This is a genomic window from Saprospiraceae bacterium (assembly GCA_016717265.1).
Classification (GTDB): domain Bacteria; phylum Bacteroidota; class Bacteroidia; order Chitinophagales; family Saprospiraceae; genus Vicinibacter.
This window is the reverse complement of record JADKFX010000001.1, coordinates 776,129-798,217: the sequence shown is the minus strand read 5'-3', so window position 1 is coordinate 798,217 and position 22,089 is coordinate 776,129. Positions and strand designations below refer to the sequence as shown.

Annotated in this window: 10 protein-coding genes; 3 read left to right on the top strand and 7 right to left on the bottom strand. The window is 34.3% G+C overall.

Annotated features, from left to right (window positions below):
* Window positions 1-144: 144 nt before the first annotated feature.
* Window positions 145-2,052 carry a caspase family protein gene (locus IPO86_03135; protein MBK9727093.1) on the bottom strand — a complete coding sequence of 636 codons (1,908 nt, stop codon included), beginning with the start codon at window positions 2,050-2,052 and terminating at the stop codon, window positions 145-147.
* 368 nt (window positions 2,053-2,420) lie between these two features.
* Between IPO86_03135 and IPO86_03130 the strand changes: the two genes are divergently transcribed.
* The 3 genes from IPO86_03130 to IPO86_03120 all read left to right on the top strand — a co-directional run bounded on the left by IPO86_03130 (window position 2,421) and on the right by IPO86_03120 (window position 8,266).
* Window positions 2,421-4,406 (top strand): caspase family protein, encoded by a 1,986-nt coding sequence (locus tag IPO86_03130; GenBank protein MBK9727092.1) that lies wholly within the window; start codon window positions 2,421-2,423, stop codon window positions 4,404-4,406.
* Between the two features lie 74 nt (window positions 4,407-4,480).
* Window positions 4,481-6,058 carry a hypothetical protein gene (locus IPO86_03125; GenBank protein MBK9727091.1) on the top strand — a complete coding sequence of 526 codons (1,578 nt, stop codon included), beginning with the start codon at window positions 4,481-4,483 and terminating at the stop codon, window positions 6,056-6,058.
* A 1,077-nt stretch (window positions 6,059-7,135) separates the two neighbouring features.
* On the top strand, window positions 7,136-8,266 hold the full coding sequence (locus IPO86_03120) for an ATP-binding protein (protein ID MBK9727090.1): 1,131 nt from the start codon (window positions 7,136-7,138) through the stop codon (window positions 8,264-8,266).
* Window positions 8,267-8,271: 5 nt separating this feature from the next.
* Here IPO86_03120 and IPO86_03115 read toward each other — a convergent pair whose 3' ends face one another.
* The 6 genes from IPO86_03115 to IPO86_03090 form a co-directional block, all read right to left on the bottom strand.
* On the bottom strand, window positions 8,272-10,908 hold the full coding sequence (locus IPO86_03115; GenBank protein MBK9727089.1) for a tetratricopeptide repeat protein: 2,637 nt from the start codon (window positions 10,906-10,908) through the stop codon (window positions 8,272-8,274).
* Window positions 10,909-10,920: 12 nt separating this feature from the next.
* Window positions 10,921-11,700 (bottom strand): tetratricopeptide repeat protein, encoded by a 780-nt coding sequence (locus IPO86_03110; protein MBK9727088.1) that lies wholly within the window; start codon window positions 11,698-11,700, stop codon window positions 10,921-10,923.
* A gap of 6 nt (window positions 11,701-11,706) precedes the next feature.
* The gene (locus tag IPO86_03105) at window positions 11,707-14,181 is read right to left on the bottom strand and encodes a tetratricopeptide repeat protein (protein ID MBK9727087.1); all 2,475 of its coding nucleotides are present in this window, start codon (window positions 14,179-14,181) and stop codon (window positions 11,707-11,709) included.
* Between the two features lie 51 nt (window positions 14,182-14,232).
* On the bottom strand, window positions 14,233-16,416 hold the full coding sequence (locus IPO86_03100) for a caspase family protein (protein ID MBK9727086.1): 2,184 nt from the start codon (window positions 16,414-16,416) through the stop codon (window positions 14,233-14,235).
* 187 nt (window positions 16,417-16,603) lie between these two features.
* Entirely contained in the window at window positions 16,604-19,177 is a 2,574-nt protein-coding gene (locus tag IPO86_03095; protein MBK9727085.1) for a caspase family protein, read from the bottom strand.
* Between the two features lie 80 nt (window positions 19,178-19,257).
* Window positions 19,258-22,038, bottom strand: coding sequence for a tetratricopeptide repeat protein (locus IPO86_03090; protein MBK9727084.1), 2,781 nt, complete (start codon window positions 22,036-22,038; stop codon window positions 19,258-19,260).
* Window positions 22,039-22,089: the final 51 nt, after the last annotated feature.

The window sequence follows — 22,089 nt, the reverse complement described above, 5'->3', positions numbered from 1 at the left end:
CAAAACAAAACACTCTATAGGCCGATCAGATTCACTTCAAGTTCGAAGTCGCCGAATATCAAAACCTTAGCTCGCATGCCAAACAATTGCAACTTTATGCTGACGATTTACAATATAAGAGAAGCTTAAATCAGGAAAGCCATTTTATTTTTTATCTTTTAATAATACACTACCCAACAATTCATTCCATTCCACTTGATTTCGAAATAATTCTAAATCTGGATCTTCACGTGCAAAATCTATATCTGAAAACCCACAATTAATGGCACTTTCCAAATATATTTTCGCAGCTTTATAATCTTGTTTAAGTGATTTAATACAGGCTACATTATAAAACGCATCAATGTAACAAGGGTCCAATTTAATAGCTTGCAAAAAGGATGCTTCCGCTCTTATATAATCCTTGGATTTTAAATAAACTAAAGCTTCAACATTGTAAGCATAACTATTTCTCGGGCTTAAGCGAATAGCATGCTTTGCAATACGCAATGCTTTTGAAAGGTCATCCTCAATATAAAGCTGTGCATAATTGGAAAAGGGTATACTCCAATTGGGTGCATTCTCAATTGCAAATTCAAAATTCTTTTGCGCTTCTACCTTCTTGCCTAAAATTCGGAAATTAATGGCTATTTCATTGTAAATAAATGCTGCTTCATGTTCAAATGACCTTGCATGTAACTGCAACTCTAAGGCCGCCTCAATCAAACTGAAATCCTTACTGCGCTGTCCTTCAAATCGCTTTATCAGTCCTTCAAAATAGAGTTGCTTTGCCTTTAAAATCGGACCCATAAAATGTTGTTTACCTAAAAGATCCAGTGCTCGTTTTAAATATTCAGGATATAATTTATAAAGCTCGCTTCCTTTCTGTCTTTTAATTAATTCTCTGGAATCCGAATTCAAATATGCATTTAAAGCCTGTTGCGATTCATCTTGAAAAGCAGCACTCAATTTCCTCCGGATGTCAGTATAAATGGAAGCAAATTCTTGCTGTGCTAACAATGCATCTGCTAAATTGGCGGCATTGCGATCCTTTGGCTCCAGTAAATGACCCAGTTTTATAGCCACAATAAAATCTTGAAAAAGCAAACGGTTTTTATCAGAGACTTTCTGTAATACTACATTCTCTTTTGAACTAATTTCAAATTGCAACATAGATGGTAGATACGTACTCGCAGTTTTCAATTTAGTGGCATTCTTAGCTTGGATCACATTTAATAATTTCATTTTTGGCGAACAGGCTACAAATAATAAACCAGGCCAATATTCTTCAATAATTGTTTGTTGCTTTAAATAGCTATCCAGTTCTTTTAAAGTAACAACTCGATCCATATTTTTATCAGCTAAACCAAGGAGTCCATCCAAAACTAAATCATTCATACTAAGTTTAGCATCTGAAAGTTCTTTAAAACTTAGATGAAAAGTTTTTTCATGAATCGTATTCAAGTAAATTGAATTTTTAAAAGGTTTCTCAAGCTTATCAATTCCTAAAAACGGGATTGAATCATTTCTAAGCTCAGAAGACACTACCAAAGGATAAAAATTCGCAAATAATTGAAATGCTGATTTTCTGCTTTTAATAAAGGATTGAAATTGAAAAAACAAATCAAACGAACCGACCTGGTTCATACCCAGAGGCGTATCATAAAAATAAAGTTTTGAAGCCGGTATGGTAGTTTGATTGCGCTCCATTCCATATCCTGCAAAATAAAGAATCACAGTATCATTCGGACGTCTGTTCTCAAATAGCCAATCCAAAGCAGTTGCAACCCTCGCTGCAGTTGCTTGCTCGTTTGTAATTAATAATAAATTTTCATCTTCTATTCTTACATTCAATTGGTTGCGCAGGTAGCTAGCAAATAGTTCTGCATCCCGATGTGCTGTAGTCAAATCGGGAATTTCCGGGTCTTGATAATGGGAAATCCCAACAACCAATGCATATCTTGCACCTATGGATTCTTTAGTTTGTGCTACTATTGGATTCCAGGATTCAAAGAAAAAAGAAATCGCACTGCTCAAAACAAATAAGAATAGCAAAGAATAAATCTTATACATTGGCATTGCGTTAAGAACAAAACTACATAATTATTTAGGAAATCTATAAGTTTATTAAAAAATTACAAATCCCATTTATGAATCTAAAAACAGGCATTTTGTTATCAGTTAAATGATATAAAATTTGGTAAGCAGAAATAAATTCAGCCAGGTATTTTAAATTCAATCCATAAATAAGGAACTTACTTCTGATAACGAATCCTGAATTAAGGTATTTCTTTAAGAAAATCAGATACCGCTTCTAAACCGGGTTTTTAAAACTATGAGACCTCCCTTTTTTTAAATTCAAATTTGTTTACCTTTTGATGAATAATTTTACTAATTTTGACAGCTAAAGTAGTTCTTATCTGCTTCACAATATAGATCCCATGCGATTTCATGTTTTATATAGATTTCTACTTTTTGGGAGCTTTCTATTCCCACTTTTAAATGGAACCGCACAACAAAAAAAAGCGTTGGTAGTGGCAATTTCAAACTATCCACAGAATTCAGGATTCAGGAGTATAAATTCGGTAAATGATCTTCCATTAATTGAAAATGCCTTATTGAAACTTGGCTTTAAAGAATCGGATATTAAAATTATAAAAGAGGAGTCTGCCACTAAGAAAAAGATAGTAAGTACTCTTGAAGATGATTTTTTAAATTCACTTAAACCAGGTGATATTGCCTATTTCCATTTTTCAGGACATGGTCAGCAAGTTCAAGATTTAAATAGCGATGAATTGGATGGATACGATGAAGCCCTGGTTCCATACGATGCTTTTATGGAATTTGTTCCGGGCCTATATGAAGGTGAAAACCATTTACTAGATGATGAAATACAGGTAATATTTTCAAAAATTCGTTTAAAGCTTGGTTCGAAAGGACATTTACTAACAACTATCGATGCCTGTCACTCGGGAACTTCAACTCGTCATATTGGCTGTGCCAGAGGCACTGATTTTCCGTTAGAGCAAGAAGGCTATAAAAAACAATTAAAATTAGCAAAGCAAGACCAAAATCAATCGGAATCGAGCATTGTAAATGAAACTAAAATGGCATCCATGGTCTCGTTTTTTGGTTCGATAGCATCTCAACTGAATTACGAAATCCAAGCAGAAGACGGCAAAAATTATGGCGCATTAAGTTATGCATTTAGCAAAGCAATGAATTCAATCAGTGCTGGCTCAAGTTACCAACAATTATTTGATAGAATCCGCATCATCATTGGAATGCATATAAATAATCAAATACCGGAGGCCTCCGGACAATTAAACCAGCCCATATTAGGTGGAAAATTTCTTGGAACCCCTAATTACTATTTAGTTAAAGAATGGCAAAATAATAATAATGTTATTGTAGATGCAGGATTTTTAAATGGCATTACACCTGGCACAATTGTTGGATTTTATCCTCCGGAAACCAGAGACCCAAAAAATGCAAGACCTATTGCAATTGGGACTGTAAAAGAATCCTCTGGCAGCAGTTCAAAAGTAGAAATTCCCGATGGCCTTCGTTCTGAAGATTGCCAACAAGCCTGGGTTATAGTAAAAGAAGAAAATTTTGGAGATCTTAAAATCGACCTGCAACTAAAAGGTGAATTTACTTTCATTGACTCAACACTTTTCGAGGAACTATTTGCATTGCCCTATCTTAATAAAGTTTCAGAGAATCCGGATCTAATTTTAATTGAAGACAACAATGACTTTGCGCTGATTACCAAACACGATATACAAATTACACGAATCAAAAAAACATCATCAAGAAACGACCTTTTTTATAAATTAAACGCAGCCATAACACAATTTGGTCAATCTCAATATATTCGAAAGTTAACACAGGAAAATAAACAAATAAAATTAGTTTTTGATCTATTGCTAGTTTCTAGAGGAGGAATTAAAGTTTCGGAAATATTTTCAAGAGATAGCCTTAAAGACCATTTAGGAAATATTAAATTAAAACTTGGGGATGTTGTAAAAATTCAAGTGACAAATACAGGTACGAAACCTGCATATTATACCTTACTAGACATACAACCAAATAATAAAACGAATGTTTTGTTTCCTAAAGCAAATGAATCTCCAGCAGACTACTATTTAAGTCCAGGATCAAACTTTATAATACCCACTTCATTTATAATTGAACCACCGTTAGGACAAGAATTATTTAAATTAATAGCTACAAGAAATCCAATAAATTTAAGACCGCTTGCTCAACGAAGAAGTATTACACAAGGATCTGATAAAGACCAGGACCCATTTGAAAAATTGTTTAGCCAAAGCTTTTATGAGTCTAAAACACGGGGTGCAACAAACGCTAGTTTACCGGCAGGACAGGTAAACATTTTTTCCTTACATTTTTTGATAGAAAAATAATTTAACAATTTACACCCGGAGTTTACAAAGAGAATTTAAAATTGCGCGTTTAATCATTCAAAATTATGAATTAAATGAAAAAATACTTTGAAAATTTAATGCATTTAAATTTGCTAAATACTAAAATTAAATTTACCATTATATGCTTTATTTGCCTATGGAATATACTACTATTTGCTCAGGAATCTACATTATCCACATTGCCTATAGTTCAAACAGAACAAAATGTACCAACTTCTTCAACAAACAATATACGAAACGAAGATTTTGAAAGAATTCTTAAAATATATAATAAACTTGTAAATGCACGAGGTGATTTTAGATATCCTGTACCAAAACTATTTCTAAGAAAAGAAGTATCCAGAGTAGCAAGTATAGATTACAATAAACTTGAAATAGTTATTGAAGAAAAAGCCTATAAAGCATGCTTACAATATGGAGATGCTGCGATTGCATTTCTACTAGGACATGAATTAACACATTACTATGAAAAGCATGCATGGAGAAATAATTTCGCGTATGCTTATTCCGATTTACAGATCGGACAAGAAATGGAAAAATTTCATGATCAAACAGCAAATGAAACCGAAGCGGATTATCTAGGTGGCTTTCTTGCTTATTCTGCTGGTTATGGTATGTTTGAAAAAGCAGATTCAATTATTATTCAGCTATATAAGGAATACAAACTTTCAGACCAATTGAAAGGATACCCCTCATTACAAGACCGAATCGAATTAGCAAAAAGAAGTACAAAAAAGATCGCAGCACTCGTGGAGGTGTTTGAAATGGCAAATTTGCTTTCTGCTATTGGAAAATATGAAGAGGCGGCAGAATATTATACATTTATCTTGATGCAATTTCAAAGTCGGGAGATTTTTAACAATTTAGGTGTTGTTGCATTACAAAATGCATTGCAATATTTTGATTCAAAAGAACTTAAATTTAAATACGTCTTCGAATTAGAATTAGAATCCATGGGTTCGCGGGATGCCAATAGTAAAAAAGCACGGGAGGCATTGTTGCAACAATCGATCCGTCATTTTGATGCTGCAATCAGTATGGATATAAATTATGCACCTGCATACCTTAATAAAGCAGCTGCATTAGCACTCTTGGGTGATACTATTCGGGCTAGCTTTTTTGTCGAACAAGAAGCTATGCTAAAAGCACAACAAAATAAATTTGCAAAAACTGCAGTAGATGCAAATATTTTACTGGGAATTCTGAAATCAAATGCCGGAGATACGAATCGAGCAGTAGCTTTATTTGAAAGTGCTATACGAGTAGGTAGTAAACTTGCAACGGACAATTTAAATATATTGCGTTTTGGTAAAATAGATTCGATTATTGTTAAACGAAATTTATCAAAAGAATTCATTTCGATTCAAAAACAAAATTTAAATTCTTTTTCAAGTGAACCTGTTTTTAATTCAGAAAAAGTTATAAAACTAAATCCAAAATACACGCTTTATCAATTTTATGAAGACAGTTTGGATTATACTATACTATTTAATATGAACAATGATTCCAGAGACATTAATTACTTTATGATGACCAAACCAACTTGCAAAGTTCAAACAAATAAAAAATTGGAATCGGAAGTAATTTGTCTGAGCTTGAAATGCAATATGGAAATCCACAAAAAATGGTAGAAACCGCTCAAGGAAGTATCTTGATTTATGACAAATTAATTTTTATACTTGGTAAAGAAAATGAAGTAATTAAATGGGGTACATTTTTGACTAAAAAATCAATGGATTAATAAATTTTAATCCATTTTTTATAGTACTACATTCTTTAAGCATAAAATTTAGCTCTTTCCAATTATATTAAATCGTTACAATTTGTTTAAAACGAAACAATTATTTAATAATACTTTTAGATGATCAACATCCAATTTACATCCTGAATTCGATCTTAAATAATTCGCAAACGCTTCTGCATCTTGATCTGCAAAACGAAAATCAGGAATGGCAGGATCTTGATAATTGGAGATGCCGACAACGACAGCATAATGGAGTTTTGAGTATTGAGTTTCCTGTCCCCAACGAAGTTGCTGGATGAGTTTTGAGTTTGGATGGGAGTTGCACCTTTTACCGAATTCGAATTCGGGACAGGTTGTTGTGCTGAAATTGCAGAAACAAAAAAAGTAATTGTGAAAATTAAAATCTTGTTTTTCATTTTTTATCCTTAAAGTAAAAAAATAGTCATCAGTTGTTTTATAATAAGCTAGTCGAACTTTTAGTTGTTAATTGTTTAAAAAAAGATTTCTATTTAAAAGTACATTTCAAAGTTATCATCAGTTCGCTGGCAACTTTCATTGATAATAATGTTCAAACCATTGTTTATTGAAATGCCATTTTTCAAAACAATTCAATCGGTTTGATTTTTAAAAACTCTTCACAAGATAATCCACCTGTACCAATGAATGTAGATTCCTAAATAAGATTGACCTTTTTTATCCTTGATTGAAGTTTTAATATTTTCTAGTTATATGTTTTACAAATACTTAGAATGGGATTAGGTTACCATTGATTTGAAATCGAAAATTTATATTTAGTGGAAAGTTGAAAATCAGTGATTAATGGTCAAAATTAAAGGTAATTCCAAAATACCAAATTTTAATTCCTTGTATTTTAATCAATTTAATTAGATTATAATCATATATTATATCCATATTTTCTGATTATACTCGATAAAATGCTATATTTGTACAAAATTTAAGCCTCATGTTTATCAACAGAATCTTAATTGAGGAAGTCCAATCCAAAATTGGACATGGAAAGGCAATCATAATCATGGGGCCCAGACAAGCAGGGAAATCTACATTGTTGGCTCAACTGGCAAAGCAAACCGACCGAAAGTATATCCTCCTGGATTGCGATGAGTCAGACATACGTTCACTGTTGACAAATACCACATCAACTGCTCTGAAGAACCTGATTGGAGATGCCACCCTGGTTCTAATTGACGAAGCGCAACGCGTTAAAAATATCGGACTTACACTCAAGCTATTTGCTGACAAGATCAAAGATGTACAGATCGTGGTCACTGGATCTTCGGCATTTGAGTTGTCAAATGAAATCAATGAACCTCTAACAGGTCGCAAGTTTGAATACCTGATGCTTCCTCTTTCAACAACCGAAATGGCAAGGCATCATGGCATTCTAGATGAAAAACGATTGCTTTATAACAGGCTTATTTTTGGTATGTATCCGGAAGTAGTAAGCAATCCAGGTAAAGAAGTCGAACTTCTAAAGGGATTATCCAATAGTTATTTGTACAAAGATATTTTCACATTTCATGATGTGCGAAAACCCGAAATGATAGAGCAACTTCTCAAAGCGCTATCCCTTCAGGTCGGCAATGAGGTGTCATACAATGAATTAGCGAAAACTATTGGAAGTGATCAGTTGACCGTGCAGCGTTATCTGAATTTACTTGAAAAGTCCTTCGTGGTTTTTCGTCTGCCTGCTTATAGCAGAAACCTTCGAAACGAACTGACCAAAAGCCGCAAGATTTATTTTTATGATAATGGAATCCGAAACGCCATTCTTGGAAATTATGCATTACTTCCATCACGAACAGACACTGGTAAGCTTTGGGAAAATTTCCTCATCAGTGAAAGAATGAAATGGTTGCAAAGAAATCGATCCTACACACTCCGCTATTTTTGGCGAACCACCGAAAGCCGCGAAATTGATTACCTCGAAGAGTTTGATGGCAAACTCCTTGCTTTTGAATTCAAGTGGAATCCAGATCGAAAAGTCACATTCCCCAAACCATTCCTTAAAGCTTACCCTGAAGCAGTTACCCACCTTATTCATCAGGAAAACTATTTCGATTTTTTGAATGAATAAAAAAACTAATTTTTCATCATGTTAGGAAAATATTTCTTCATCAATGCATTCCATTCCGGTAAATCGCGGAGTGGTGAAAAGTCAGTATCTTCTTCGAGTCTCTTAATATTAGTAAAACCTGCCTCTAATGATTTTTGAAGATATTCAAATGCTTTTGGAATATCACCTTTTCGAGAATAAACGATTGCCATGCCAAGTAAAGAGTTGGGCGCTTTTGCTGATTCTATCAATAGCTCTTCATAGCTCATTTTTGCTTCCTCTGTTCTTTTTGTTTCGAGGTATAAATCACCTAAATACCGCAGCGCATTCTTATTACCACGTTGGATGGAATTTTTATAATATAGTTCTGCTTCAGAAAAACGGCGTGTGTTTTTGTAAATATTTGCCATTGCAAAGTAGCACATAGCACAAGATGAATCGAGTTGAATTGCTTTATTGAATTGCTGCTCTGCCTCTGTATACCGGCGTGTGTCTTTGTAAATATTTGCCAGTGCAGAGTAGCACCCACTACAAGATGAATCGAGTTGAATTGCTTTATTGAATTGCTGCTCTGCCTCTGTAAACCGGAGGGTGTCCTGGTAAAATTTTCCAAGATAATAATAAGCTCGCGCATTGTTTGAATCAACTTGGACACCTTTTTTGAATTGCCCTTCTGCATAGCGTCCAGCAACTTTGCAAATTTCTCCTAAGTAACGGTATGGAAAATATTCAGTTGAATCAACTTGAATAGCTTTTTTGAACTCCTGCTCTGCTTCTGCATAGCGTCCAGAGACTTTATAAAGATACCCTAAGCTAATAAAACTAGATGAAATGCTCGAATCAATTTGAATGCATTTTAGAAATTCTTGTTCTGCCTCTGAATAACGATTAGTGTTAGTATATAAACCACCAAGATTAAGTCTAGCTGAGAAAAATGTAGAATCCAGGTGAATAGCATTTTTAAATTGTTGTTCAGCCTCTGCTAATTTATTAAGCCAATTCAAATAAAAACCCCAATAAAAAGGAACAAGAGCTGAGCTGGAATCTATATTTCTTGCCTGCTCCAAATACAGTTTACTTTTTTCAAAATCGCGGAATTCAATTAAATACAAACTAGCCAAATTTGTGCAAGCCACCAACCAGGTAGGGTTAAATTCCAGTGCACTTTTTGTATAAAATAATGCAGAATCAAGTGCTATTAGTTTGTATCTAAATAATTCACCCATCATTAATTTTGCCAATGGAAAATCAGCTTGCCATTGAAGGGCATTTCGGTAATGGGACAATGCCATTCTGCTTTTTGCCGGACTAAGTTTTGAAAACGTTCTTGCTAAAAGGTAGCCTTCAAAAAATTCTTTCCTACACTGCAAGACAGGATACATGTAATGTTCTACCCCCAGCAATTGGGATGCTTTTTCAAGATAATGAGGATAAAACTTGTATTTTTGAATTGATATACGCATTACTTCACTTATATCAGACTTTAATAACTTCGTGATGACCTGTTGAGCATCATCCTGTAAAGCAGCAGCGTAATTTCTTCTCATAGAATTGTGCAACCTACTTAATCTATCATCTTTTGATAGTTTTTCGTAGTAATAATCTGCACACGCATTTGCAGGTTCGAAAAATGTTTTACTCTCCAAAGATTTTTTAAACAAGAAATATATTTTACGAGAATTGGTATCTAGTCCAGCAAGTACATCTTCTTCCAAACCGCGATTTTCAGTTGGTAAAAATGATGGCATCTCTCTGCTAATATTTTGACTAAGGGTCACAAGTAATTCTGGGAATATTTTGGATACATTTGTTTCCTTATCTCCAACGATGACTGGATTTTGCTTTTCAGGAGCTGCTTCTTTTGGAATGTAATCTTCCAAATACCTGCTGATTTCTTTTAAATTTAATTTGTCATCATTATTATGATTTGCCAAACCATACAATCCATTTACAAGGTGGTAAGAAAAAACTCCACGCCCGCCTCCCCATTGATTTCCTTCAAGACTATACTCATTGGATTGGCAGGATAGTATTTTTATTTCATTTCCAAATTGTCTGGCAAGATTGGCATTTGTAATTTGCGAACCATTAATGTTTGACCCTGCCAGTTTACCAGAATGACAAGCATCGGATATCATCAAAACTCTGGCTTTTTTCTCAATCGTAAGTGTGGATATTACTGCCTGTAACATACCCAATTCAATAGAACCTCCGGCCATATAAACATTGAAAGGAGAATCCCAACAAAGCAAAAAACCTGGCTGTCCGATAAACTTTCGTTCAACATCTCCATGTCCACTGAAATATATGATTACCTGATCCGCTTCCTTACTTTCATCAACCAGCCAATATAATGCGGAGGCAACTTTACCTGCAGTTGCATTTGAGTTGGTCAACAATCTCAAATGATCTTTATCCAAACTACCACCTGCTGGTGATCTTAAATAATTAGCAAATGCCTCCGCATCTTTATCTGCATAACGCAGATCGGGGATTGCAGGATCCTGGTAGTCGGAGATGCCGACGACTACGGCGTAGGTATTTCCAGAGGATCCATTATGGCTATTGAGTATTGGTGAAACTCCCCTGCCTGCCGGCAAGGCAGGTTTGATTTGCGAAAAAGCTAAAAATGGCAACAACAGAAAGAGGACGATGTATTTCATTGTTTTGCTTTTTTAGTCTTTGTGTTTATCTGGGAAGTGTTTTTCCATTAATGCTTTCCATCTAATATTGTTCTTTCTTAATGATGTCAGTGTAACATCTACTTGTAACATATCATAAAATGATATTCCGTTTTTTAAAGCTATTTCAAGATAATTGAATCCTTCTTCTATATTATCTTGAGAACTATAAATACTTGCTAAACTATATGGGGATCCAGGATCTTTTGGATTGAGTTGTAATGCTTTTTTCAAATAAAAAATAGCTTCTGTTTGTCGATTGACTTGCATCATAAGTGTTCCCAAATTCAAATATATTTCTGCATTCATGGAATCCAATGTTATGCCTTTTAAGAAACTCAATTCAGCTTCATCAAATTTCATATTTTGAAATTGCACGACACCAATATTTAAATAATTTTGAGCAGATAAAGTATCCATTTGTAAGGCTTGCTCACAAGCAGCAATTGCTCTTTCCATCTGTCCTGATACCAAAAACAAAGCAGCCAACCTTGTATAAGCTAGAGCAAAAGTTGAATCCAGTTGTAATGCTTTGTTGTATTGCGCTTCGGCATAATCGAATTGATATTTTATCGAATAATATAAACCCATATTGTAATACACGACCGGGCTCTCTGGATTCGATTTTATTTCCTTCAAATAATATTCTTCTGTATGCTGGTCCACATTTTTTTCTGTAGCAATACTTACATTCTGAAAGTTCTGCATTTTTTGTTGACCAGAAACAACTAAAGTATAAAAAGTTACTACCAGAAGAAAAATGCAATCTTTCATTCGTAATTATTTACTTTTCATTTGATCCGGATAATATTTTTTCATTATTTCTGTCCACTTTGGAAGTTCTCTTAATGGTGCGAGGTCTTCATCCTTTTGCATCCAATGATAATCATACCCCATTTTTGCGGCTTGTTCTAAGGCATCAAAAGCATTATCCAGTTTGCCAAGTAAACTCATAACACAGGTTAAAGAGTAGAAAGATTCGCTAGTCTTACTCGATGATACAAATTTATTAATGTAATATTCTGCAAGACCTAAGTTATTCGATCTTGCATAGAAATAAGCTACATTTTCAATATTATTTGTATTCATTGAATCAAGATATAGCAACTTATTGCAAAGTTCATTTCCTTCCTTAATAGTTATTCCAATAGGATAACAGTGCAATAAATTAAATATTGGATCATCATAAGTTGAATCCGCTTGCATTGATTTTTTATAATACTCGGCACCTTCTTTAATTCTATTTGATTCGCAATATAGATTGCCTAATTCATTAAATGGTGAAGCTTTCTCTCTCTCATTTTGGGCAACCTTAAGTTCTCTATTAAAAATTTCTTCAGCTTCTTTAAATCTTCCCGTACGGTAGTAGATTTTCCCAAGCCGGTTTAAAGCATTTGCATAATTCGAATCCAATTGAATCGCTTTAAGAAAATGAGCTTCGGCTTTATCAAATTGACGTGTCTCAATGTAAATGTTTCCCATTAAATTATATGCACATGGAAAACAGATTCCTTCCTCATTGCTGGCAACTGACTTTTTTAACCAATACTCTGACTTTTGATAATCTCTCTGCATAAAATAAAAAAAGCCTTTTTGATACCATACTAATAAGGAATTAGAGTCCAATATTCCTGCAGCATTTAATAATTCTTCAGCTTTCAATCTGTTCTTTAACTTGTTCATATAAAATCTAGAAAGTTTAATGTTTGGAACGACCCAATTAGGAACAAGCCCGATAGCTTTACTTGCATAAATTACAGCGCTATCTTCTTCAGTAGGCAAACAAGTTGAAATTAATTCTACATAAGCTTGCGGTAGATCTGATTGCTTTTGTATTGCAAGCAAATAATTTTCTTTAGCCAATATTCGTGTTTTTTGAATTTTAGCATTAAAAAAATATTTTCGCGCTTGCAAACTTGAATAGAGATAATGTGATTTTCCTAATAATTCTGATGCACGCTCCAGATATGCAGGATAATTTTTATATAATTCTGTTACAGGAATTCCTGAAGTTATTTCTGTAGTAAATCCGTTTTTTAGCATGGTATTCATCACCTGCTGTGCTTCATCTTGTAACGCAGCTGCATAATTTCTTTTTAAGGTAGAATGCAATTTTGTTAATTTAGGTTCTGCAATTAATTTTTCATAATAAAAATCAGCACAAGCGTCCTCTGGCTTTATATATTTTTTATCATTCAATGATTTTTTAAAAAGTTTATACAAATTATTTAAGGAAGTATCTAATTCAGTCAAGACTTCTTCTTCTATCCCTCTAGATTCTATCGAAGTAAAAATTTCTAATTGATTCTTTTTTCCAGACTTGATGGATGCTAATAAAGTTGGATCAACATTCGTCACTCTTTCATTGCGATTTCCAAGTACCATTGGCAATTGGCTAATAGGTGCAACTTCTTTAGCAACGTGGTCTTCTAAATAGCGACCCACTTCATATAAATTTACCCATTGATCCGCATCACTATCTGCCATTCCATACAATGCATCAAGAAGATGATATGAAAAAGCACCACGTCCTCCTCCCCACTGCTCACCTTCAATGCTATATTCATTGGGTTGACAAGAAAGAATTTTAATTTCATTGGCAAATTGCTTAGTCAGATTGGATGCGGTTGCTTGAGACCCATTTACTGAACTACCTGCTAATTTTCCTGATCGACAGGCATCGGTAATCACCATTACTTTTGCTTTATTTTGTATGGAAATAGTAGATACTACTTCCTGCAACATGGGCAGTGCAAATGCACCTCCCGATATATAGACTCTTGCGGGTGCATCCCAACACAATAAAAATCCCGGCTGAGTGAGTGTCTTTTTTTCAACATCTCCATGACCTGAAAAATAGATAATAACCTTATCTCCTTCCTTTGCGGATTCCATCAACCAATCCAGTGCAATTCCAAATTGTGCCATCGTAGCTTTTTCATTAAGCAATACTTTCATATGATCATTATCCAATGAGCCACCTGCAGGAGATCTTAAATAATTCGCAAATGCCTCTGCATCCTTATCCGCAAACCGCAGGTCGGGAATACCAGGATCTTGATAATCCGAAATACCAACGACAACGGCGTAGTTATTATTGATTATTAATTTTTGATTATTAACTATTGTTGAAGGTGATATTCCTTTTTGTTGAGTAAAAACAAAAAATGGAAATAAAAATATTACAAGTATAGACGATACTGTTTTTATATTCCCAATTTTAATTGATTTACTATTTGCAAATTTCATTTTCATTTTTTTTTATTTAAACACAACATATATTTATAATAGAATTATAGGATTGTACTATTTAATTTCTTTAGGAAAATATTTTTTCATCAATGCATTCCACTCCTCAGTGTTTTTGCGCAATGGGGCGATATCCGGGTCCACTTGCATCCAAGTATAATCGTCGTAACCAAGTTTTATAGATTGTTCAAATGCCTCAAATGCTTTAGCTACTTCTTTTTGTTCTTGATAAATATATGCCTTCCAATAATACATTAAACTTTCAGGATTAGTATTATTGTAAGATAGTTCCACAGATATTCTGAATTCGTTTTCAGCTTCTTTATACCTTCCCATTTTAGTCAAAACAACCCCCATCATATTGTGTGAAGAGAAATTTGAGGAATCTCCTGAAACCAATTTTTGAGCAAGGTCCATCGCCTCATTCAATCTTTCGGTTGATAGATAAATTTGTACCAGCATATTTTGAGAACAAGGCAGGCAAATTGTGGAGGAAGCACTTTCAATGATTTTTTTTAATACAAGTTCAGCTTCACTGTATCTTTTTTGTTGAAAAAAATAGCTGCCTTCTGCTTCCCAGTATAGTGGTGAGGTAGAATCTATCTGAGCAGCAAGGTCAAGGTATTCCTTTGCCTTAAGAAAATCGAAAATCATAGTTGAATAGATTTTCGACAGTTGCACATAAGGCCATATCCAAGTAGGAGAATTCTGGGTAGCCAATTTAATGTAATATTCTGCAGAATCGGATTGTGCCCATCCATAACCATGGATCCATGCCATCCCCAAATGTGCGAGCGGCATGTCAGGGTTCCATGCAAGTGCTTCATGAAAATTTGCCGCTGCGTTTTTAAGCATATCTTGTGTGAATTCTCCACCATAAATCAACGGAAATCCTTCGAAATATGCTCTTCGAGACTGTAAGGTTCGATATAGATAATGTTGTTGCCCAAGCAAACTTGCAGCGCGGTTTAATTGCCGAGGGAAATCGTTATAACGGACGACTTTTGCTTTATGTGATAGACTAATCTCACGCACATCTGCTTTCATGTATTTGTTAATTGCCTGCTGTGCATCATCTTGCAAAGCAGCGGCATAATTTCTTTTTATAGTGGAATGCAATCTTTCCAATTTTGGCTCCTTAATCAATTGTTCATAATAGGTGTCTGCACATGCATTGTCCGGACCTAAAAATATTTTATCCTTTAATGCTTGTTTGAATAATTTATAGGTCATTCTAACAGAAGTATCAACCATTGATAAAACATCTTCTTCCATTCCCTTTGTATCAATTGCCGACAACATCATAGTTTGACTTGACTTTCCGGATTTTATTGCAGCAAGTATTTCTACATTTACTTTTGATAATACATCCGTTCTATTGCCCAATACCATTGGAACCTGACTCACAGGTGCGACCTCGGCACTCACATGATCTTCTATATATCTTCCTGCTTCTTGCAAATTCACTATGAGATCATTATTGTTATCAGCCATTCCATATAATGCATCTACCAAGTGATAACTAAAGGCACCTCTACCACCGCCCCATTGTTCTCCTTCAATAGAATATTCATTCGGTTGACAGGAAAGTATTTTAATTTCATTGGAATATTGTTTGGCAAGATTGGCGCCTGTAATTTGTGAACCGCCAACACTACTTCCAGCTAATTTTCCAGATCGACATGCATCTGTTACAACAATGACTTTTGCTTTATTTTGCGCTGAGAGTGTTGTGATAATATCCTGAAACATAGGAAGTGCTAAGGCTCCACCTGCCAGATATACTCTTGCCGGTGCATCCCAACATAATAAATATCCAGGTTGGGTAATCGTCTTTTTTTCTACATCTCCATGACCTGAAAAATAAATTATTACCTGATCATTTTCTTTTACAACTTCCATTAACCAATCTAATGCAATTGCAAATTGCGCCACAGTTGCTTTTTCATTTAACAATACTTTCAGATGATCAACATCCAATTTACCACCCGCATCAGAACTTAAATAATTTGCAAAAGCTTCTGCATCTTTATCAGCAAATCGCAGGTCGGGAATTCCAGGATCCTGATAGTCAGAGATGCCAACAACAACGGCGTAAGTGTTACTAACGATTGACGACTGATTACTGACGACTTTTAAAGGGGCTATTCCTTTTTCCGATTGCGTTTTAGTATTAGATTGTTGCGCAACCGTTGCAGAAACAAAAAGAGTCAATACAATTATTATTATGTGGTTTTTCATTCTTTGCATTTGAAGTTAAAATATTCAATTATTTTCAATCAGCTATTGCATAAAAAATCCGTAATTTATTCATGTAATTATTTTCATGTAATTATCAATTTTTCTTTCCGTAATTCGTACTATCTTTTCGTAAATAATAATTGCATTCCGTTATTTTCAATCTTGTAATTCGTAATTTTCATATTTATTAATTTTTAATTTTTTCCGGAAAATACTTTTTCATCAATGCCATCCACTCTGGTTTTGTGCGGAGCAGAGCAAATTCCGGTTTTTTATCGAGCGATTTGAAGTCAGAAAAGCCAGCTTCCAATGATTGTCTGAGATATTTAAATGATAAAGGAATATCTTGTATTCTGGCATAAACGGTTGCTAAACCCATTAATGAGTTATAAGCTTTTGAGTTCAAATGCAATGCTTTTTTATAAGCAAATTTAGCTTCATTGTCTCTATTGGTAAAGAGATAGAAATCGCCTAGATATCTAAATAAAACTGCATTTTTAGGGTTTATTGTAGTGGCTTTTAAATACACTTGCTCCAGTTCTGCATACTGCTTTGTCTTCCAGTAAACATCTCCAAGCCCTAACCAACCACCGATATTGTAAGAGTCTAATGCAATTGTTCTTTTGAAAGCTATTTCTGCTTCGGGATAATAGGCATTATTATAAAAAGTATACCCTAAGTTAGATTGGACCCTTGTGGTTGTTGAATCGTATGCCATAGCTTTTTGAAGCAATACTTTGCCTTCTTCCCCTCGATGGGTTTTCATATAGATGCGTGCCAAATAAATTAAACATAAATCATGGTAAGGCTCAATGGATAAACCTTTTTTATAGAAACTTTCTGCTTCCTTAAGGTTCCCAGCATTAGCATGAACTGCACCAATGTACATATAAACATTGGCTGATGGATTGTGCATCTCTATAGCTTTTTGAAAAAAAGGCAATGAACCTGATTCGTCATTTCGCCCATTGAAATGCAATATTCCGAGCCAATTCCAGGTATCATAATTTAAGGAATCTATGCCCAATGCTTTTTGAAGGCATGCCTCCATGCTATCCAAATGTCTATAGTCTCTATTAGTTTCAAACCAATGATAATAAAACATTCCCACTTTTGTCCAAGTATCTGCATTAGTTGAATTAATTAATAACGATTGATCAAGGAGTTTTTTTGCAACGTCAAATTTAATTTTGGATTTGATAAGAAGGGTGGATGTTTGGTTTATTGCCCAAGTCCAAGTAGGTGCCAATTCGATGTACTTGTAATGGTAAAACAACAAGGAATCTAAATTTGGGGAAAGTCTATTGAATACACTACTCATTTGAAAATATGCTAATGCAAAATCAGGTTGCAACGTAACTGAATGTCTGTATTTTTCTAAAATTCTATTGGCTAGTATTGAATCTGGGTTAAGTGGGCTTTCCAGTTGCAGGAGCCATCCTTCAAAAAATGATTTCCTCGCCTTCAAAGTTGGGTAAATATAATGGTTTGATCCTAGCAAGTCGGCAGCACGTTCTAGTAAGCGCGGATAGGATGAATACTTTTTGAGCCGTTCGAGGCGATAGAGGAGGATTTCTGTATTCTCCATTGTCATCAATTTGTTGATAACCTGTTGCACATCATCCTGTAAAGCAGCAGCATAATTTCGTCTCAACGTTGAATGCAATCGCTTTAATTTGGGTTCAATTATCAATTGAGCGTAATAAGTTTCTACACAAGCATTCATGGGTTCTAAAAACACTTTATCCTTGAGGGCTTGTTTAAATAATTTATAGATCAATAGAACTGATGTATCTACGTTGGCCAAAACATCCTCTTCCATTCCTCTCGGGTCAATGGCAGATAAAAATGACATTTGATTTGACTTTCCTGATTTAAGGGAAGCCAGCATTTTTGAATCCACATTAGACAGCGGGTCAGTTCTGTTTCCTAATACCATTGGAACCTGACTGATTGGCGAAACTTCTGAACTCACATGATCTTCTATATATCTTCCAGCTTCTTGAAGGTTTACAATGAGATCATTGTTGTTGTCTGCCATTCCATACAAGGCATCGATCAAGTGATAACTAAAGGCTCCACGTCCTCCGCCCCATTGTTCCCCTTCGATGGAATACTCATTGGGTTGACAGGATAATATTTTAATTTCATTCGCATATTGCTTGGCAAGATTCGCACCTGTGATTTGTGATCCACCAACTGAACTTCCCGCTAATTTTCCAGAATGGCAAGCATCAGTAATGACCATCACTTTTGCTTTATTCTGTGTGGAAAGTGTTGCAATAATATCTTGAAACATGGGAAGCGCTAAAGCTCCGCCTGCCAAGTAAACTCTGGATGGTGCATCCCAACATAAGAGATAACCTGGTTGTGTAATGGTTTTCTTCTCGACATCGCCATGTCCTGAAAAATATATAATGACTTGATCATTTTCTTTTACCACTTCCATCAACCAATCTAATGCAATGGCGAATTGCGCAACGGTTGCGTTTTCATTGAGTAATACTTTTAAATGATCAACATCTAAATTTCCCCCTGCATTTGACCGAAGATAGTTGGCAAATGCTTCGGCGTCTTTATCCGCAAAACGCAGGTCAGGTATGTTGGGATCCTGATAATCGGAGATACCGATGACGACAGCATATGTGTTTGTATTTGATAGTTTTTGTTCTATAAGTGGAAGAGGACTTGCTCCTTTTTGCTGCGAAAAAAGACAAATGGAAAATAGAAATAGGACTGATTGAATGACACTACTTTTCATTTTTTATTGTGGATTATTTCTTGACTATTTTTTGTAAAGTATTTTCAGTATTGCTTTGCCAATAATGGGTCCCATCGGGATTATTTTTCATTTTTCATCTTGTCGGGAAAATATTTTTTCATCAGTGCCTTCCATTTTTCTTTTTGATTTCGCAAAAGCAATAAATCATCATCGTTTTCCAACTGCTCAATATTATTCCATCCTTGCTCCAATGCAAGATTCAAATATGTAAATGCCTTCTCTACTTGATTGAGGTGTCCGTATAAACACGCAAGACTATTCAGTACATAATTATCAGTTGGATCAATTTTATATGACAATTGAAAAAATTCCAATGATTCCTTTAACCGACCGGTTATGTAATAAAGATATCCAAGGCTATTAATAGAACTTTGATGTAATGAATCTAGTTGAAAAGCTTTCTTCAAAACCATTTCTGCTTTATTGAATTTTTGATTTGCTACATACAATGATCCTAATCCATTATAATTGTCTGAATTAGGGTCGAGTTCAATGGCTCTTTTAAAATTTTGCTCTGCTTCATTAAACCGTTTGGTATACTTTTGCATCCAGCCTAAATTTAAATAAGCTACAGCAAGATTTGGATCAAGTTGAATTGCTGTTTTCAAATTTTTTTCTGCTTCATTAAACCGATTGGTTTCCTTTTGAATATGCCCAAGATTTGAAAAAGCAATAGCAAGACTTGGATCAAGTTGAATTGCTTTAATAAAATTTTGTTCTGCTTCATTTAACCGTTTGGTTTCCATTTTAATATACCCAAGATTTGAAAAAGCAATAGCAAGACTTGAATCAAGTTGTATTGCTTTAATAAAATATTGTTCCGCTTGCTTATACTTTTTAGTTTTAGTATAGAAAAAACCTAAATTTTGAAAATTAATTGCATTTGAATCAATTTTTAGAGCTTCGACATAATATATTTCAGATTTGGTATATTGTTTTGTTTTTAAATATAAATTTGCAAGTGATGAAATTGAATACTCATTCATTGGGTCTAATTGAAGGGCAAGCTTAAACATTTCTTCAGATTCAATGAATCTTCTACTTTCCAAATATAAATCACCGAGGTTTCTATAAGGGTATACAAATAGCGGAGCTTTCAGTACAGCTTTTTTATAATACTCTTCAGCTTTAGTATATTTTTTTTGTTCAAAGTACTTTACACCTATGCCATTTAAAATGACCGCTGAATTTGAATCAATTTGGTTAGCTAATTCAAAATATTGATCAGCAGCTTCAAATTGTTTGAATGAATTGTACATGATTATGGCCATTGACAAATAAGGAAGAAGCCAGTTTGGTTGTAGATCCATAGCACGTTTTGCAAAATATTTTGAAGAATCCAATTTATTAAAAATTCGACCATATACATTACATAGTTGCCAATAAGGCAATGGAAAATCTGCTTGAAAAAGAATAGCCTTATTAAAATATTCTATGGATCGAAGTCCTATATTCTTATTAAAATTGACATTTGATAATTGTAATAAATATCCTTTAAAAAAATTCATTCTTGCCTTTAAAATGTAGTACAAGTAATGTTTTTCCCCAAGCAATTCTGCAGATCTTTCCAAATACTTAGGAAATAGTTCGTATCTATTTGTTTGCAATTTAACAGACAAACCATATATTGTCGGATCAGAAATTAATAACCTATTCAACATTTGCTGTGCATCATCCTGCAACGCAGCTGCATAATTTCGCTTGATTGTGGAATGCAATCGTTCAAATTTTGGCTCTTGAATTAATTGGTTTAAGTAAGTTTCAGCGCATGCATTAACTGGCTCTAAAAATGCTTTGTCTTTTAAAGCTTGTTTGAACAATCGATAAGTCAATCTTACAGAAGTGTCTACCATTGACAACACATCTTCTTCTATTCCTCTAGAATCGATTGAAGATAAAAAACTCATCTGATTTGACTTTCCTGATTTAATGGAAGCAAGTAGACTTGGATCTACCTTAGACAAAACATCGTTTCTGTTGCCTAATACCATCGGAACCTGACTCACTGGCGCAACCTCAGCACTTACATGATCTTCAATATATCTTCCTGCTTCCTGAAGATTTACAATCAGATCATTATTGTTATCAGCCATTCCATATAATGCATCTACCAAGTGATAACTAAAGGCACCTCTACCACCGCCCCATTGTTCTCCTTCAATAGAATATTCATTCGGTTGACAGGAAAGTATTTTAATTTCATTGGAATATTGTTTGGCAAGATTGGCGCCTGTAATTTGTGAACCTCCAACACTACTTCCAGCTAATTTTCCAGATCGACATGCATCTGTTACAACAATGACTTTTGCTTTATTCTGCGCTGAGAGTGTTGTGATGATATCTTGAAACATAGGAAGTGCTAAGGCTCCACCTGCCAGATATACTCTTGCCGGTGCATCCCAACATAGTAAATATCCGGGTTGGGTAATCGTCTTTTTTTCTACATCTCCATGACCTGAAAAATAGATAATAACCTGATCATTTTCTTTTACTACTTCCATCAACCAATCTAATGCAATTGCAAATTGTGCTACCGTTGCTTTTTCATTTAATAATACTTTTAAATGATCAACATCCAATTTACCACCCGCATCAGAACTTAAATAATTTGCAAAAGCTTCTGCATCTTTATCTGCAAAACGAAGATCGGGAATGCTGGGGTCTTGGTAGTCGGAGATGCCGACGACAACTGCATAGGTATTATTGACTATTGACTTTTGATTATTGACTATTTTTGAAGGTGATATTCCTTTTTCGGATTGTGAGACAGCTTTATTCTGTGCTATAATTGTTGAAACAAAAAAAAGAAAAAAGACAATATTTCTTATTACTAAATCCATATAAATTATTAAAATTCTTGTTTAAAATTTGAATTAAATAGCTTTACTTTC